Genomic DNA, 18,330 nt, shown 5'->3' with positions numbered 1-18,330 from the left:
CTTAGGAATCTAGCATAAAATTCTCACCAAAAGGATGGCGCGAGCTTAAGCAGAAGCGCCATCCTTTTGATTTTAAGAGGGTTCGATAATAATGTCTATGCTGGCAGGAATTTTGAATTCTTTTTGACCTTCCTCTGATTCATAAAAGAATTCCGCAATGAATGTAAAGGTATACGTTCCTGCTGGATACCCGCCGACTTCGTCATATAACGCTCTTATCTCTTCTAAATTTCTATCAGCTTGAGGAGTCAACCCTACACCATAGCCAAAACCAGAGAAATTTTCATTTGTAATTGATTCCCCAGGAGTTAAGGTGGTCAGTTCTTGAGAAGTTAATCTCTCAGCAGACTCGAAAAAGTCTCGCTTGTGATCAATGACCGATCTGTAAACAAGAGAGGTAGCATGTACAATCTCCATTTCATCCTTATCACCTACATACGTAAGAGCACCTGTTATATCAAGCTCTTCCCCTTCTACGTAGACTCGTTTAGCAGAAGATAGAGTCACCCGAAAATCATCCTGCTCCGTCGTTGCAATTACTTCTCCTTCAGCTGGAATACTGATTGCCTCAGCAACCTGAGCCTCTTCCTCGGTGTTTTCTCCATCAGTTTGGCTACAAGCCGTTATTACAGCAAGCAACAACAAGGAGGACAATCCATACTTAAATGTTGTCATTTTATAACTCCTCTTTTAAGACTTATTTGCTTAAAATCAACATGACCTTTTCACACTCACTAAGTGTGTTCTCGCTTTATTAGTAGGTAATATGTGTGAAAAGTTACCATTTCTTTAAATTTTTTAAGTCTTATAAAGGTGTGGATTAGTAAATAACAATAGGAAGTATATTTTTACATTTTAACTGATGATGACATCCAAATGACCAAACATATTCACCTCGTCACTCTCTAGTTGCCTTATTAATACGCCCTTTTATAAATCAATCACAACTCACTTAATAGGTATCCAAATTTCCGAATACAAATCCGGACTACTTGGATCATCCCTATTATATAATTCAAATTCCGGTGTGCCCGCGTGCTCGTATCCAGTCGATGGGAACCACTCTGAGAAAATACGTTTCCATGCCTGTTGCATCGCTACAGGCATTGGACCGTGTACTTCAAAAACTGCCCACTTCGAAGCGGGCAGTTCGAAGCTATGCATTCCTTCAGGTACCGATGTAGCATGCGACGTGCCTATCCAATAGTCAAAGGTCTGATTCTGCTTTTGATTTTCACTGATTTCTCCGCAAACACCTAAGACACCGTCTACTACTCCGTCATTTAAATCAAACAATACGTCACTCGTACCATTTTGGTTAACCTCTTCCCAAAACTCCGGAATGCCTTTCACATTCTCTTCCTCTGCAACCGCAGAAAATTCTCGTTTGATTCCATCAACTTGAAACGCATCCTTTTCGACTACACTGTATTTCATCGGTTTTGCCCCTTTCAAGGACACCTGAATGACCAGGCGATTATAGGATTGCAGCTTTCCTTTAAGCTTCCGCGCTTCACTTGGAGTCACGTCATGCTGCCTGCGGAAAGCTTTCGAAAAAGCCTCGGGAGTGTCATAGCCATACTTATAGGCAAGATCAATAATTTTTACATCTGTTCTCAGTAACTCTTCACCGGCCAACGTTAAACGTCGACGCCGTATATAGTCACCGACTGTGACTTCTGTTAAAACCGCAAACGTTCTCTGGAAATGTGATGAAGATACATTCGCTTGTTCAGCAATGCTATCAATAGTTATATCCTCTAACAGATTACTCTCCATAAACTCAATTGCTTTTTGTATCGACTCTACCCACGCCATGGCTTTCAACTCCTTACAATCATCCTATCAATCCGAAAGAAACATCTCCGGTCATTTTACGCTTTGTTTTGGCAGGTTCCTTTAAATACGAATATCCTTCTGCTTAATAAGAAACATTCGTAGACTTAAAACCCATACACATCAAACGTCTTCTCATACCGATAGTTCTCAATCGCTTTTTTCACATACGGCACCATATTGTCCGGCAGCTCGTCGATTGGGGTCCATCTCAATTCGTCGCATTTAGATGGCTCCATATTGGTGATCTCCCCATCCCACTTTTCGCAAGCCAAAAAGAAATCGATCCGCTCCTCGGCCGACCTCCGATGCATCACACCAACTACGCGCAAATCTTCCCTACTGATGCGGACGCCACCCTCCTCATGCACCTCACGCTGAGCCGCCGCGATAAAATCCTCACCCCCATCAATATGACCAGCCAGCACGCTATAATTACCGTCCTCATAACCCGTGTTAAAGCGTCTCAGTAACAAAATCTCCTTCTCTTTTAACAGAAAAATATGTACAGCTGCCACTACCTTAAATCGTTCCTTTATCATGGTTATCACCTCTACTGAAGAGTATCATAGACAGTGAGAAAGATTAATCAGTTACTAACAAATGACAGTTTCTTTCACACTATTTAAAATCATAGGCTATTTCTTTATATATTCAAATGAGAATCAGGGGATATTTCAGGCTAGTGGCGGCTTCTTTCGGAGGTAAATTAGCCATTGATTTTTATCTTGAACATCCTAAAAAGTGTTTAAGTTTAGCGCTACTTCACCAGCGTTAGGTGGGTGGAAAGATTCTTATTTCCTTCAAGGCTATGAGAAAGAGGAGGATCAAATGCTGCAACAAGGAAAATTAGAAGCCGTTGCACAGTTGAACTACGAGACGTGGATATCTAGAGGACGGGAGCTAGAAGCTGTACAGTCGCATGTCAAACAACTAATTCTCGATATGCAAGTAAAGACTCTCAAGAAGCCAGCATCTGATGAGACCGTTGTGGAAGTAAAGTCCACAGCTACCATCTCACGATTAAAAAATATCCATGTGCCTGTTTTAATTTTGATTGGTGAGGGGGCCTGATTTGATACTATACCAACCTTTATCTATCCCCTTTAATTATGCAAACTTCAGCATAAAAAAACACTTATCCCATATACAAGGAAAGACTGGCCAATATGGCTGCGCTTGGCGTGCAACTATAAAAAGGGCTTCTCAATAGTGTAGTCACTAATGAGAAGCCTTTTACAATTCTTCTTTAAAACAATCCTTCGTATCCTTTTAGCCTAGCTAATCCTTCAACAAAATAGTAATCTCCATAAATCAAGGGAACATCTACATTGCTTCTTTCCGGATAATGACTTGTTCCGTGAAGAATTAAGCCATCTTCATGTTGATTTTCCCAATCACCATAATTCACATAAAGAGACTTCAATATCTTCATACCTGCACGAAGATAGGCTTCCCCTGCAATCACTCCAGCTTTTTCTCCTAAGAGAAGGAGTCCAGAGGCAGCTATCGCGCCTGCGGAAGAATCTCGATGTGTTGGTACATCTTCTGGAATGTGCATATCCCAATGTGGCACCATATCCTCTGGCAAATGGGCTAAAAAGAAATGGGCTACTTTTTTAGCTCCTTGTAGGTATCGCTCATCTCCAGTGTAGTGATAGCTTAGTGCCAGACCGTAAATGGCCCAGGCCGTTCCACGCGACCATGCGGAATTCTCCGCGTACCCTTGACCACCGATATTCTCTACATGCTCCCCTGTTTCTGAATCGAATCTCACGATATGGTGAACGGCCCCATCGGCTCGAACAAAATACTCGAGCACCGTATCTGCATGTTTCCTTGCCGCATTTCTAAATCGTGGGTCTTCCGTTTCGTCTGATGCCCAGTACAAAAGCGGCAAATTCATGAGACAGTCAATAATTGCCCACCCAGAGTTTTCTTCTCCTTCATACCAAGGGTTCCAGGCACGAATAAAGTTTCCATTCGTATTAAACCTCCCTAGTAAGAGATTCGCCACTAACAAGGCACGACGTTTTGAATGTTCACTACCTGTAAGCTTGTAATTGGTAAGACTAGTTAGTGTCCACATGAAGCCCATATCGTGATCAAGCCGATAATAATCCGTTATAACTTTATCTAATTGTTGCTCACATTTTTCTGCAATTGTCTTTAGTTTTTGGTCTCCTCCATCACGGTGTACCAGCCAGAGAAGCCCTGGCCAAAATCCAGCAGTCCACCAGTGAGGAGGCTCTAGCTTATATTCTCCGTTCACACTTGCATGGGGAAAGTTCGCACCGATCTTGTCACTTGTCCGTCCCACTTTTTTAGTTATTTGTTCCCATGCTTTCTCCACCCATGCTATTTCCGTTTTAGCCATTCCTATCACTTCCTAGCTTAAATTTATCTAGCATTCTTTATAAGTAATTTCTAATAGCGTGGACAACATTTCCGCGATACAAAACGTCGAAATTATGGCCATCTGAACTAGTAACTAGACTAGGAGCTTCCTTCCACACTTCTGTAACATCCACATTTCCGACATATCCGAAAACTGCAGCACCGTACCATGTGACACCCTTCTCGATCAACCCTTTTAGCGATGGAATAAACGTAGAACTTGAATACAAGACATTCGTGTTCGGGTCCGTTTTGACTACTTTCGGTTGACGATCCCCATATAAAGGGACGATGCCACTAACTCCCCAAGGTAAGGAGACATATCCCTTCTCCTTCTCTATCATCGTTAGCTCCCCTCTCCCCGTCGGAAAATCGGGTCTTTCCCATGGGATAGAGAAGCCCCCTTCTATTGTATCTAATTCTCGCTCTGAGCTTAAGCGGTGAACTCGAACATGCCAATGCTCATCGATTGGCACAAGCCAGGTCTCAACGGTTACGTCCTTCCATGGTTTCCACAGAGAATAGAGCGATCCGTTCTCCCACTTCAGCACTTCACAACGTTTGCGAACGCGGTAATAGCCATCTCTTTCGCTTAATGCCAACATGGAATCAAAGGCACCTTGTTCCACCCCATCATTTCCTCGTTGTACACAAAACCCAAATTGGTTTGAATAAGCAAACTTCGCATATTTTGCATCATTTTGTCCATGAATTGACTTTAAAAATTGACCAGATGTTAAAGCAAACACATGATCTTGATTTTCATTATGAAAGAGAATCATACGAGGCTGCTTTTGCACCTTCCGTTTTTGAAGCTTAGGAAAGGGTTTCTCCTCTGCTAACCAGAATGGATGATTTTCTTCGAGTGCTAATAATAGGAATGTCTTTAACGCCCAATACGGTGATCCAGGTGAATTATAGTTTTCAGCCATTAGTAGATTTGGATATGTATATCCGATCGTTAATAATCCATCTTTAGAAAAAATAGATTGGTTCATCCACCAGCGAAGATGACGGAGTACTATCCCCTTTACCACACCCCAGTCCAAAACCTCTACTTCTGCAAATGCAAGAGCGCTCCAGAAGGCCCCTTGAGCAAACCGATATGTTAGGCTTCGTCCAAAAGGAAGGGCTGATCCATCTGAAGCAAACCAGTATAGAAAGTCATTTGCAAATATGGAAGCGCGGTCAACAAATCGCTGTGACCTTTTCGGATCTATCTCCTTCATCAGTTTCGCATAAATAAGACCGTAAAAATGGAAGGCAAAAGGAATATAATAGTCCTGTTGTGCCGTTTGTCCATCACTATACCAACCATTATCACTATAATAAGACTCAATTTTATCTAAAGCTTCTTCCTGTTTCCCCTTATCGTAAGGAAGTCCTACATGCTCAAAGCCGACATTGACGAGGATTCGAAAAAACTGCCAGTTGCTTGGAACAATTTCTTTTTCATTAATTTGGTTAAGCCATTGATATACATTATTTTTTTCCTTCTTAGTGAGAGACCCCCAAACTTTATCCGGCACAAGGGCTAGGGCATAGCCAAAAACAGCCATCTCTACTAAGCGTTGATCAAAATCGTCTACTTTTCCCCAATACTCTTCATGCTCAGGGTCAGTACCATTTCTTATTCCTTCTAAGTAGTCCTCTAATAGCTTTGTTTCTCCGCCCCCAGCAAGTAATGGGACCATCCCCCATAACACTCGAGAAAAAGTTTCCATCCCTGCAATATCATGACCGAAGTGTGCATTCGTGTCCCCTACATGTAGTCGAGTATGCCCCTTACTAAAATGAGGTTTTAATGGCTGCGATATAGTGTGAAACAGATTAATTAAATCAGTACGAGTTCGTAACAGATTCTTTTGTACAGCATTCATAAAGTTGAACCTCCTTCGTCATAAAACAAGTAGGTGTCCGTTCAAGAAAAGTGCTCGTTCTTTGAACATGCTCCATAATCACTATTTTATAGGGGAGGATTCTTTTATACATCAAGCTATTTTGACAAAAGATATAATAAATTTGACTTATCCTAAAAAGGACTTTATTCGAAGGTTTCGTACACAAAATATAATGCTAATTCGCTTTTCGGTACTCTAATGGAGACAGTTGATTCGTTTTTTTGAATAACTTAATGAAATAACTGGTGTTTTCATAGCCAAGTTTATTCGAAATATCTTCAATGGTGTCCGAAGTATTCGTTAAAAACTCCACAGCTTTTTTCATTTTTAACCTTGTCACGTACTCAATAAAGGTTTCGTCTGTTTCTTTTCTAAAGATTCTACTAAAGTGACTTGGATTCAGAAATAGGTGCTGGGCGACGGCCTCCATCGTAATACGCTCATTTATATGCTTTTCTACGTACTTTTTTGCCTCCCATATTTCCGGTCTCTCTGATTTCCCCTCAGCCTCTACATACTGAATAACCGCACGTATAAATTGACACATGTACTCTCGTAGCTGTTGAATATTAACAATGGAATGAATGTCACTATGAAGCAAATCAATAGGTTGATTTTTGTGGTTAATCACAACATGATGACTTAATGAAATCGTAACTAAGATATTATTCACCCAGCACTTGATCTTATCTGGGTGATATTTAGTCTCCTTAAGTAGATCTATCCACTTATTCACGGTATGCTCTATAGTCGATTCACACCCTTCATATACCAACCTTTTTAACTCCTCTACTACTGTAGCAGAGTGGATAAAAATATTATCTGTTGAAAACGAGCTTGTTATATTATCTAGAGCAAATATACTATTGTCATCTATATAAAACCACTCATGTTCTATATGAACCATTTCCCTGACTGTTTGTTGGAATTCACAGATTGTTTTAACAGGCTTACTATAAATGAATGCTATCTTAATTCCATAGTATTGCTCGAGGGTGGCCTGAAGTTTTGACATAGATGTTCTAATATCATCGTACGTATTCTCTTTAATCCCATTTGAGGTTGGGAAGAACCATAAGATTTGGAAATCATCATATATGAAGCCGTCCATATTCATTTCTTGTGCAATATTATCTATTGAATACATAACTAAATCTGCTGTTTTAAACTGCTCGAGCGAGCTATTACTGTTTTGGACATACCCAATAACCGGGATATACTTTTTTGTCTCTAAATCAATGTTGAACTTTTTACTTCGAGCTATCCATACTTTATCCTGAATAATCGGACTGTCTTCTAGTGTTCTTAGCCACTGCTTTTTTAGCGACAGTTGATTTTGATCGACGATCGATTTCCACTGATTCATATCATTTTGTTGCTTATTCTTCTCACGAATCTTTTCCATAATCCTATTAATCGCTTCCAGTAATGTTTCGGGTTCTATGGTCTCCTTAAGAATATAATCATTTACTAATAGCTTAAGTGCTTTTTTTGCATAATGAAAATCGTCGTGACATGAAATAATTAACGACTCCATATTTGGGTTTAAATGCTCCAATTGCTCTAATAGCTGCAGTCCATTCATATGTGGCATATCAATATCTGTAATAATAATGTCCGGTGTGTTCTTTTTAGCAATTTCTAAAGCCTCTACCCCATTTTCGCACAGACCAATTACGTCTAACCCCTTATCAGTCCAAGGAATACAATGAAACATAAACTCTAACATTTGATAATTATCATCAACTAGTAATACCTTCATTTATGAAACCTCCTCCTTGAATAGGAAAACGAATGGTCACAGTCGTTCCTTTATACAATTCACTTTCAATCTTCATCGAAAATTGATCTCCATAAATTAAACGCATTCGTTCGTAGATATTTTTTAATCCAATTCCAAACGTTTTCTCCTCATCCTTTAGATATTTTGACACAATATTCTGTTTATCTAATTCAAGGTTAGCTTGTAATAAGTTTAATCTTGTTTTAGCGATGCCCTCTCCATCGTCCTGAACGGTTACAATGACATAGCTATCTTCTACTGTTGTCTTTAGTTCAATGTTGCCTGATTGATTACTAATCCCATGCTTACAAATATTTTCAACGATAGGCTGAATAAAAAATCGCGGCACTGTAACGTTTAATGTAGCTGATGCTAATGTCAGGTGTGTTTCTAATGGATGCTTTCTCATGAAGTTAATGAGATCCAAGTAATCTAACGTATAATTCACTTCCTCATGTAACGTGATCCATTCTTCTCCTTTGTAGGTGTTTCTTAAATATTTATTAAACGAAACAATAAAACGAGAGGTTTCTGTATCCCCATTTTTAATCATGTTAATTCGTATCGTATTTAAAATGTTAAAAATAAAATGTGGTTTTATTTTTGCTTGAAGGATTTCCATTTCTGCTTTCCGTTTCATAGATTGTTCCACTTTAACCTGATGGATCATGTCTTGTATTTTATCTAGCATCAAATCAAATGCAGTCCCTAACCTCCCTATCTCATCTTGTCGTTGAATATTCGATCTGATCTTAAGATTCCCTTTTTCAATTTCATGGGAGATGTTTGCTAGCTTTCCAATAGGCTTGGTGAATTGGCTTACAACAAAAAATAAGATAACGATTAACACCACAAGAGAAGAGCCTAGCAAATAAATGTTTACAGTATAGGCTTTACCTAATGCAGAAGTCGCTTCGTCGTATGAACTTACACTTACTAGACTCTCATTCGCATAGCCCACATCTTTATGACTCATCAAAAAAGTATTTTCATCCTCATGAATAAATACGGAGTTATTACTATGGAGCTCAGAAAAATACGGAAATTGTGTTCCAGTATGCTCCATTTTATCATCGTATAAAACTCTCCCATCCTCATCTAGTAAAAAAATTGTACGATTCTCATTAATATCGCTACTAGAGAGTACTTTATCAATTTCTGTTTTATTCATGCCTGCGAATAGATAGGCGGTAGTTTGGTTATTATAATCAACCAACCTTCTTCCTAATAAAATCATATGATCGTCGTAATCTATCATTTCCTTACTATCACTTTTTATATCTAGAGACGAAAAGCCATGAACTTCAAATGTATGCAGGTCATCTAACGTATTAATTCTTTCCCGAGCACCATCTATGTCCACCTTGCCACGGTAACTTTTATTAACAAAATGCTTCTCCCCTTGTAATGGAATTATGTAGATGTCGATATTGCTATTTCTAGTTAGATGGTCTAGTTTGGAATTGAGCTCTACGTAAGCACTTGGTGTGATTGTTTCATGAATTCCTCTATTTAAAATACTCTTGATTTCATTATCAAAAAGAACATAATTCATAACCTGAATCATATCGCCTATCACTTTATTAATAGAAAGGCTGCCTATTTCTAATGAATAGTTTTCATTAGAAATAGTTTGATCTTTCATCACATTACTACTTGTATAAATAACACTTCCCATACTGAATAAGATTGGAAAGGAGATACACAGAATAATAACAATCAACAATTTATGCTTAAAAGAAAATTTATCGCGGATATTAAGACTTTTCTCCTTTATGAGCCTCATCCTATACACACCCTATACTAAATTATATTTCCAAAAAACGATGTAATCCTATCGTATCATGAAAGCGCATTCATAATAAGGTTTAATATTCAGTCAATGAGGAAATTAGCTCTTAATAAATACGAAGGAAAGATTGAGAACTATAAATAGTCTCAACCTTCCCCATCCATGTTATGTGGTCATCTCTAATTACGATTATCGTCAATAACCTTCTGTACTGCTTCATCTGCTCTTTCAATTGTTGTATCAAGATCTTGATCTTCTAGTAAAAATTTCTCCACTTCATTATTGTATGCAGTCACAACTTCATTAATGAACGGTACCGGTATATAAAGGTCGGCAGCTAATGTCGTTTCTAGTGTATGAGCAAGGGAATCTAAGTTTACCTTGTCTGGATACGTGGACTCCATTAAATTATCTAAAACAACATCTATATCGGCTCCTAAATAGTCAGGTAGGTACTTCCCTTGCTCGACAATTCCTTCAGTCGTATACCATTGAATAAATTCAAACGCTTCTTTTTTATGATCAGATCCTGAATATACAGTCAAAAAGTCAGCACCTGCAGGAGTAGTAATCTCTGCATCCTCATCGGCTTTAGGATATGGTGCAAAAGCGGTTTTAAAAGTGGACTCTTCTCCTGGCAAACCACCGGCTTCGTTTATCATCCAGCTTCCTGTCATAATCATCGCTGCTTTCTCAGAAAAATATTCTGTCCGATAGTTCAAGCTCATTGAAATTGTATCTGAGTAAGGTGTTGCGGACCCATCTTCATGTCCACGCTCACGAATCTCTAATGATTTCCTCATAAGCGGACTATCTACATTTGAGGTCATACCATCATCTTTCACAAAACTACTATCTTCTGGTTGATTAAATGTTGCTAAACGAACATAGTCATCCCACGTATGAAAGAAAGTACCATATCTTTTATTTTGTCCTTCTCCTGTCGTCAATGCCTCTGCATAATCCATATATTCATCCCAAGTCCATTCAGTTGGAACCGACAGACCAGCTTCATTTAAAGCATCTTCATTAAGCATGACGAAGTTCATATTGTACTTTCCAGGTAATGCATAATAGTTCCCATCAACAGATGTATCTACTCGGAAATTTTCCCCATAGTCCATACCAGATTCTTCGATATATTCATTCAATGGTTCAAACATTCCATGAGTAGCGCGTTGGGAATAGTTGGCTGGACTATTTACCATGATTACGTCTAACTGGTCACCAGATGCAGCTGCAAGGTCAATTTGTTGCATCGTTTCGTTTGCATCATTGTTCTCTGGAGTAATGGATTCTACTTTAATATGAGGAAATTCTTCTTCAAATTGAGCAATAACTTGATCCCAGTTATCTGCTTCTTCGTTGTACCAGTGGTGCAATCTAATTGTGACAGCCTCAGACTCAGATTCGTTACTAGTTGCAGCTGAATCATTCCCATTTGGCTCACTGTTTGTTTCTGCTTCCGTATCATTGGAGCACGCAGCTAGTGTAAAAAGCAATCCCATAAATAAAGCTGGTTGTACAATTCTTTTCATTTTAAATCCTCCCCTTATCAATCTGTTTTTTTATCCTTTCACTCCACCCATAGCAATTCCTTCAATGACATACTTCTGGCCAATTAAGAAAATGATAATTAGTGGAAGAATGGCTGATACAGTACCTGCCATCGTTAAACTGAAAAGTTGCCCACTTTCAGTAGCAAAACGAGATATAGCTAGCGGAATGGTAGACAATTCGTCGGATCGAAGGAAAATTAATGGTCCTTGATAGTCGTTCCATGTCCAAATAAAACGTAGAATGGCATAGGTGGAGATTGCCGGTAGCACTAGTGGCACTGCTACTTTTCTAAAAATTGTAAACTGGTTGGCGCCATCAATCTTTGCTGAAGCAATATAATCATCATGGATTCCAACAAAAAACTGCCTTAGCATAAATGTTCCTAGTACACTGAAGCTATTGAGTAAAATTAAACCTAGGTGTGTATCAAACAAGTCTAAGTACATATAAAGCAAAAACTGTGGTACTAAGATGGCCTGTGCTGGAATCATAAATGTCGCTAGAACGACGATGAATAAAGCGTTTCTACCACGAAATTCAAGCTTCGAAAAACCATAAGCTGCCATAGCTGAAACGGTCGTCGAAATAACGGTTGTTATGACAGTTACTTTAATTGAATTCCAATAATATAAAGGGAAATCTCTGGACCAGACCGTTGCATAGTTTTCCCATCTCCAAACATCCGGGATCCATTTGATTGGATAAGTAAACACTTCACTTTCTGGCTTTAAAGAGGCTGATATCATCCATATAAAAGGAAGTAGGAACACGATACCTACCACTATCATAAATAGAGTGATCATTAGTTTCGATACATTAATTTTCATGGAGCTATCTCCTTCCTTAATAGTTGACCCATTTTTTCTGACCCAACCATTGTAAGGCCGTTATGACTAATAGAATCAAAAGTAACACAATAGAGATGGCTGACGCATAACCAGAGCGCAAGCTTTCAAATGCTTGTTCATACAGGTAATACACGATCACAGATGTGGAATAGCTTGGTCCCCCACCCGTTAATACAACGATCAGTTCAAAAGCCTTAAAGCTATAAATAATTCCTGTTATTAGTAAGAAAAATGTTGTTGGCGAGAGCATTGGGAGCGTAATAAATCTAAATTTTGCCCACGTTCCTGCTCCATCCATGTTTGCCGCCTCATACAAATCGCGAGGGATATTCTGAATAGCAGCTAAATAAATGATCAGGTTAAAACCTATTGACGTCCAAATGCTAATAATAATAACCGATACTAGTGCCCAACTTGAATCTGCAAGCCATCTTGGCGGATCATTTATTCCTAGTGCCATTAAAAACTCGTTAACGGGGCCGTAGGATGGATGAAATAGCAGTTGATAAACAATCGCAATGGCAACGATACTGGAAATATACGGTATGAAGTAGACAACTTTAAAGAATGCTGAAAAATAGACATGTTTATTAATAATAATGGCTAGTACTAACGAAACAGCCATGGTTAACGGGACGGCTAGAATAAGCCAGATATTATTTTGAACAGATTTGATAAATAAATCATCGTTTGCTAACGTCTTATAGTTTTCCAAGCCTACAAAATTTAAATCACTCACCCCACGGATAAAGACCCAGTCTGTAAAACTCATGATGAAAGCAGCGATAATCGGTAAGATTACTAATATCGTTGTCCCGAGAAGCATTGGAGCAATGAATAAATAGCCTGCCAATGATTCCCTTGTTTTCATAGTGAGTTTACTTTTTTTTCTATGTTTTGATTCTATTGCAGACCCTACATAGCTTGTTTTCTTTTCAATAACTGGGTCCATAACCATCACTCCTCGATTTTTATCTGATCAAAATAATTAGGTGATCATTGATCCATTGGTCGTTAACTAGGCTATCTTCTTTCTATAATGACAATTTTATCAATTAAATGTATGCGTTTGCATGAAACATTTTTGTTCATTGATAAAAGAAATTTGACTTCTATAAGACTAAGTATGTTTAAAGAATGTATGGTTACTTCAATATAAGCTTAGGTACGAAGAACGGGAGCTATAAAGGCTTATTCTTCACATTTATGACGTTACCGTATTTACGTTTTGACGCTTTATTTCTACTTTACTGAAGACGCGATACGTGAACCACATCATGACAAAGCTTATTAAGCTTCCGGAAAAAAACGGAATAAGGATAGGAAAAAGCATATTAGTAAGGACGATTAAAAAGGTACTCATTGCAATCATTAATGTGTGAAGAGGATAAGAAATGCCTGTAAACATGGCATATTTTAAATATTGGAAAATTGTTAATTTAAAATGAGAATAAAAAGGGAATATAAAAGCCAAAGTAATACCATACATGATTAAAAAAACAAACAAAATAGTATATAAAGATGTATAGAGTAAACCTTCCAAATGAAACAGAAATGTAAAATCAAGATAAATAATATAACCGATAGCAACCAAAATCACACCGATGACATTCACGTTCATAAAACTTGATCGATAATTCTCCCAGAATACCGAAAACACAGGGATACCCGCTTCGCCTATTATCCATTTCCGTATCACTGCGAACATGGCAGCCGTCGCAGGAAATATGCCCAGTATAATTAGCCCAAGCATACTAAATAAAATCCATAACAAATTCACATAGGCCAGTCGCATAATCCACTCACAAATACGAAATAGCCCCCCCATTAAGCCCTCGGATTCCATTTCTTTTTCCTCCTTTTTATTACATGTATATTCTTATAACAAGCCCTTTTACACGTTTATCTTTTAGATAACATGCCCTAAGCTCTACTCATTGTATTAATAGTACTAATTACTACGTAGGTAATGAATCCAATATTTTTGTGTGATCATGCAACTAATTTGCGAATCCCTCGATTGACTATTTTTAATGAAGCTAAAACCAATTTATGAATGACTACCTATAAAAAGAAATGTCCAAGAAAGAAAGAGGGCGTAACCAAAAGAACCTTCTTTGGTACACCCTCTGCCCTCTTTCCCCTAGTCTTGTCCAACTTTTACTAAGCCTTCTAAGGCTTCTTTCACTGCTTGTTCAGCAAGATCCACTTGATCTTGGGATGATTGTGGGTTTTTTAATACGGCTTTTGCTCTCTGCATGGCAGAGTGGAATGGCTTCCAGCTTTCCTTCGTATAATCTTTGCGTTTTTTCTCAGCTAATTTATCGTATAAGCGTTGTAAAGCTGATTTATCTACTCCTACTTTTGTTTCCCCTTTTATCACATCGATCGCATCTATTCTAAAGGTACCGCCCTTGACAACTATTTTTACCATGTGTTTGGTATTTTCAAGCTCCCAAAGATGATAAGACGTTTGTCTATCTCCTTTTGCATGAATACGATAATCTTTGTGAATTAATTGATTGTCAATATAGACATCAATTAGTGCATCTGGAGTTGCTCCAAGTAAATTGAACCCTGTTCCCTCAAAGGAAAAGTTTATACTTTGATTCTCACTATCTCGGTCAGGAATGCTGTATATATTAACGCCGCGATAGTCCATCCAGTCTCCTATCCGCTCATTATCCTTCAGAGAAACCTTTAAGGTATGCTGTCCGTCTTCAAGATCTCTAACAGAAAACATAACACCTGTACGTGCATCTACGTGATGGTTGCCTACATCTTCACCATTCAGTTCGAAATTATACGCATGTTTATCTGCTGAGTTCACCAAGTAATCGATACCTGTACCAGAGAAATGAATAAATAGGTATGGGTTATCATGAAAGTTCGCCCATGCATTTGTACTATTTGACCCCCATCTTAACCCGTTATCTCGGTAAGCATAAACGGTATTTTCCTCTCCTCCAATCTCTGTTTCATCATGAATAGCAACAAAGTTATTAGGTGCCAAGAATGTCACTGCTTCAAAAGACGCCTCATCTTCTGTTTCAATTTCTGCCTTTGTAAAACTTGCCCAGTTCTCTGTTGCAACGACTCGAAGTGTGTGCACATCCTCTTCAAGTCCTGTAGCTGACCAAACCATTTGTTCAATGGAACTATTGTTCAAATAACTTGCTTCCCCCACGAATTCATCGTTTAAATAAATATCTGCTGTTCCATTAGTCGGATTGGTCACACCATATAATCTCACTTCATTCCCTTTAAAAGTAATCTCAAAGGAAGCGTTATTCGAAGCATTGCCCCACGAGTTGCTACTATTTGATGACCATCCATCGGAATAATACACTTTATTCAGTGTCCCCTTTTCTTCGGTAGAGTCACCGTGGCCGATTGTTCTTCCATTCCACACGGGGAAATCTGTCGTAGCAGTCATTTGACTACGATTATGATGGGCATATCCAGCTTGAGTATATACCCAATCTCCAACATATCCTAATGGATTCCATCGATCCGTGTTAGTAAGAGCTTCTTCCTCTGAATCAAATCTCTTTCCTTGAGAACTATCGATTTTCTCTGATTCATAGGGGTATCCTTCGATTGGATCAACACGCAAGTTATCATACAGTGTTTCGTAGTAACCTGAACCTAATGCCACTCTTCCAGCCATTACGGTCGAATCCTCATCGGTATAAGAAGCAATCTCTTCATTGTTAAGGTAAAGTGTAAATACATTTCCTTTCGCTTCGAACGCTAGATTGTTCCAAACCTCATTATTAAAATCATCCATCATCCCATTCACTTCGACTCTTCCAAGCTTCAAAATTTCATAGGTGCCATCTGTATAAACACGCGCATTATACGGTGCATACGAATGCTCTCCATCCGCTTTTACTTGTCGAACTCCTATTAGGGCATAGTTGCTTCTGTTTTCTACAGTAGGTGTATGAGTATCTAAGAGAAAGTCGTAGGAAACTTTGTAGTGTACCCAACGATAGTCTCCAAAATAAGTATGTGGGTTACTGGTACTCGCTGACCCGTCCGTTCCTCTCCAGACAGCCCAATCTGCACCAATGATATCAGGAGTTATTTTTTGTTGTAACATATTCCCCCGTTGGTCCGCATCTGGAATCGTACGTTTTATTCGGTTAAAACGACCGCTGGTTTCCGGTTTTGTTGCTTCTTTTACAACTTCAAAGGCTCCACGTTGATCCGTTGTATAACGAGGTGTGCCTCCACGACGATCTACATAATCTCTACCTTTCTCATCAACAGGATATGTTGCATATTCAAAGTCATCCGTATATGGAAGTGGTAAGATTGTGTCTTTTGATAAATCAACTGGATTAGACTCATACTCGAAACCTTCTATTTCTGATCCTCTATCTAATGTTGACATAGTGATGATCGAATAAGGCTTCACCTCAATTTCATACTCTCCGTCTACAGGTGTAAGGACATTGATCTGTTGAAACCAATTGGCATCGTATGCTTGCCCAGCTTCTGGGCCTCGCGTTTCCCAAACATAAACAGGTGCATGTCCCTTCTCATTTAGGTTCGTTGTTTTAATCTTATAGCTCCGTGTTTCTCGTGTATTGTTTGCAAATATTGTGGTATAATCATTTGTTTTTGAATCCTTTAATGTCATGTAATTATGTGTACTCGTATCGACATCCACACCGCCATCCATGAAATTTCCATCACTGAAGGTGGCGCCTTTTACATATTGCCAACGCTCATTCTCATTAGTCGTTCTGTCATTATAACCAATAAAGTTCATCACATGACGAACACCTAGTATTCCACCGTCCATTTCATAAAAACCAGACCAAGGAGAATGTGCATTAATCAGATGCTTTGGACTGTACGATGATCCTTGGTAAAAAGCGGCAACAGCAGGCTGAAAGTCAAATGAAACAGCATGTAAAGGATTGCCTCCCGCTCCTTCCCACGTATACATGGAAATAATACGAGACGTTACGTCAACTATCCCATACCTTCCTCCAAGTCCTGCATAGTGCGGTTCCATATTTAGACGATAACGGGCATTTATCATCGGAGAAACTCCCTCAGAGGACCACACTTCTTTCGGTTCTTTGCCTTCTTGAATCAATTTATTTTGTAATTGAGTCAGCTCATTGGATCCAGTTAACCCATAATGAGTAGCTATAACATCAATTTCGTCAATCAAGTCTGGATGATCTAAAAGTGTTTGAGGAATTGTTTTCGTATCGCGGTAGCCATCACCGCCAACAAGCTTAATCGCCTCGTAGTCTACTGCATAATTTGGTTCTTCTTTTATTCTCTTCGTGAAAAATTTCAACCACTCTAACTCATTTTTTCCGTTGTCGTTCTGTGCTCGTTCATTTTGGGAAATCCCCACGTAGTCTAATCTGAATCCATATTCTTCATAGACGGCATCAATGGTCTGTTTATACCACTGGTAGCGAGCCTCATAGTCCTGATTTGCAGCACCATTCCAAGTCCACCTTGGCTCCCCCCATCGTAAAATCTCCGTTGTAATAGTTGGGTTAATTGATTTTGCATCTGCAGCGAACTGAAAACCAGCTCCTCTGAGTACATTCGCCGGTTCATCCGGATAGCGCATCGTTGCTGGCTCTGTACCTGAAGAGGAATCTATATCTGCACCAAACTCTACTTTTACGTGAGTGAGTCCAGCTCCTGTTTGAGGATTAAACAACTGATTCATTATTTCCCAATAAGCATCTGGATCTTCTTCCTTATAATCTAGCATTAAACGAGATGTGTTATTACCAGACACCGTCCCAAAACCTTTAAAGCGATTATATTCATCCACGTCATGTCCATCAATGACAATTGTTTTAGTATGGTCATTGGCTTGTGCATCATTTGGTACGACATAGGTAAACAATCCCGCTAACAGAAACGTAATAACGATAACCCTAATAATCTTTTTATAATTTATAGTAGTACATGTCATTTAAAACCGCCCTTTCCTACTCCATAATATGGGATTAAATGCTTGTTTCACGAACGATTCTCCTCCTCAAAAAATTTTTGACAGTGTGTTATTCGTTTTGTCCATCTACTTTTTTGCTTTATCGCCCCCACTTCCATTCATTGAGTTTTAATTTGACAAGACATACATAGGAGTACCTAGATTTCATTTTACCTATTACTGCAAGCGTTTACATATAACTTTTTTGATTAAATTTGCAAATATTTTGACTT

At 38.7% G+C, this 18,330-nt stretch carries 13 protein-coding genes; 1 reads left to right on the top strand and 12 read right to left on the bottom strand.

Going from position 1 to position 18,330, the window contains the following annotated elements; genetic code table 11:
* Window positions 1-72: 72 nt before the first annotated feature.
* The 3 genes from FLK61_RS04590 to FLK61_RS04580 form a co-directional block, all read right to left on the bottom strand.
* Window positions 73-675, bottom strand: a complete 603-nt coding sequence (locus FLK61_RS04590) for a hypothetical protein (RefSeq protein ID WP_176008339.1) — start codon at window positions 673-675, stop codon at window positions 73-75.
* A gap of 273 nt (window positions 676-948) precedes the next feature.
* Window positions 949-1,818 carry an AraC family transcriptional regulator gene (locus tag FLK61_RS04585; protein ID WP_176008338.1) on the bottom strand — a complete coding sequence of 290 codons (870 nt, stop codon included), beginning with the start codon at window positions 1,816-1,818 and terminating at the stop codon, window positions 949-951.
* Between the two features lie 125 nt (window positions 1,819-1,943).
* Window positions 1,944-2,378, bottom strand: a complete 435-nt coding sequence (locus FLK61_RS04580; RefSeq protein ID WP_176008337.1) for an NUDIX hydrolase — start codon at window positions 2,376-2,378, stop codon at window positions 1,944-1,946.
* A gap of 289 nt (window positions 2,379-2,667) precedes the next feature.
* On the opposite strand from FLK61_RS04580, the gene FLK61_RS04575 reads away from it, so the two are divergent.
* Window positions 2,668-2,910: a hypothetical protein gene (locus FLK61_RS04575; RefSeq protein ID WP_176008336.1), complete on the top strand. Its 243-nt coding sequence runs from the start codon at window positions 2,668-2,670 to the stop codon at window positions 2,908-2,910.
* A gap of 175 nt (window positions 2,911-3,085) precedes the next feature.
* On the opposite strand, the gene FLK61_RS04570 is transcribed toward FLK61_RS04575, so the two are convergent.
* The 9 genes from FLK61_RS04570 to FLK61_RS04530 all read right to left on the bottom strand — a co-directional run bounded on the left by FLK61_RS04570 (window position 3,086) and on the right by FLK61_RS04530 (window position 18,079).
* A complete protein-coding gene (locus FLK61_RS04570) occupies window positions 3,086-4,213 on the bottom strand; it encodes a glycoside hydrolase family 88 protein (protein WP_176008335.1) in 1,128 nt (375 codons plus the stop codon).
* A 37-nt stretch (window positions 4,214-4,250) separates the two neighbouring features.
* The gene (locus tag FLK61_RS04565; protein WP_176008334.1) at window positions 4,251-6,113 is read right to left on the bottom strand and encodes a DUF2264 domain-containing protein; all 1,863 of its coding nucleotides are present in this window, start codon (window positions 6,111-6,113) and stop codon (window positions 4,251-4,253) included.
* A gap of 196 nt (window positions 6,114-6,309) precedes the next feature.
* Window positions 6,310-7,896, bottom strand: a complete 1,587-nt coding sequence (locus FLK61_RS04560; protein WP_176008333.1) for a response regulator transcription factor — start codon at window positions 7,894-7,896, stop codon at window positions 6,310-6,312.
* Window positions 7,877-9,562 (bottom strand): sensor histidine kinase, encoded by a 1,686-nt coding sequence (locus FLK61_RS04555; protein WP_176008332.1) that lies wholly within the window; start codon window positions 9,560-9,562, stop codon window positions 7,877-7,879. The genes FLK61_RS04560 and FLK61_RS04555 overlap by 20 nt, the downstream gene beginning before the upstream one ends.
* 326 nt (window positions 9,563-9,888) lie before the next feature.
* Window positions 9,889-11,247 carry an ABC transporter substrate-binding protein gene (locus FLK61_RS04550; protein ID WP_176008331.1) on the bottom strand — a complete coding sequence of 453 codons (1,359 nt, stop codon included), beginning with the start codon at window positions 11,245-11,247 and terminating at the stop codon, window positions 9,889-9,891.
* A gap of 30 nt (window positions 11,248-11,277) precedes the next feature.
* Window positions 11,278-12,096 (bottom strand): carbohydrate ABC transporter permease, encoded by an 819-nt coding sequence (locus FLK61_RS04545; protein WP_176008330.1) that lies wholly within the window; start codon window positions 12,094-12,096, stop codon window positions 11,278-11,280.
* A 16-nt stretch (window positions 12,097-12,112) separates the two neighbouring features.
* On the bottom strand, window positions 12,113-13,069 hold the full coding sequence (locus FLK61_RS04540) for a carbohydrate ABC transporter permease (protein WP_176008329.1): 957 nt from the start codon (window positions 13,067-13,069) through the stop codon (window positions 12,113-12,115).
* A 252-nt stretch (window positions 13,070-13,321) separates the two neighbouring features.
* Window positions 13,322-13,963 carry a YesL family protein gene (locus FLK61_RS04535; RefSeq protein ID WP_176008328.1) on the bottom strand — a complete coding sequence of 214 codons (642 nt, stop codon included), beginning with the start codon at window positions 13,961-13,963 and terminating at the stop codon, window positions 13,322-13,324.
* A gap of 297 nt (window positions 13,964-14,260) precedes the next feature.
* Window positions 14,261-18,079 carry a glycoside hydrolase family 30 protein gene (locus FLK61_RS04530; protein WP_176008327.1) on the bottom strand — a complete coding sequence of 1,273 codons (3,819 nt, stop codon included), beginning with the start codon at window positions 18,077-18,079 and terminating at the stop codon, window positions 14,261-14,263.
* Window positions 18,080-18,330: the final 251 nt, after the last annotated feature.

The sequence above is a fragment of the Paenalkalicoccus suaedae genome (assembly GCF_006965545.2).
GTDB lineage: Bacteria > Bacillota > Bacilli > Bacillales > Salisediminibacteriaceae > Paenalkalicoccus > Paenalkalicoccus suaedae.
The sequence above is the reverse complement of the archived record's forward strand: the minus strand, read 5'-3'. Positions and strand labels throughout refer to the sequence as shown.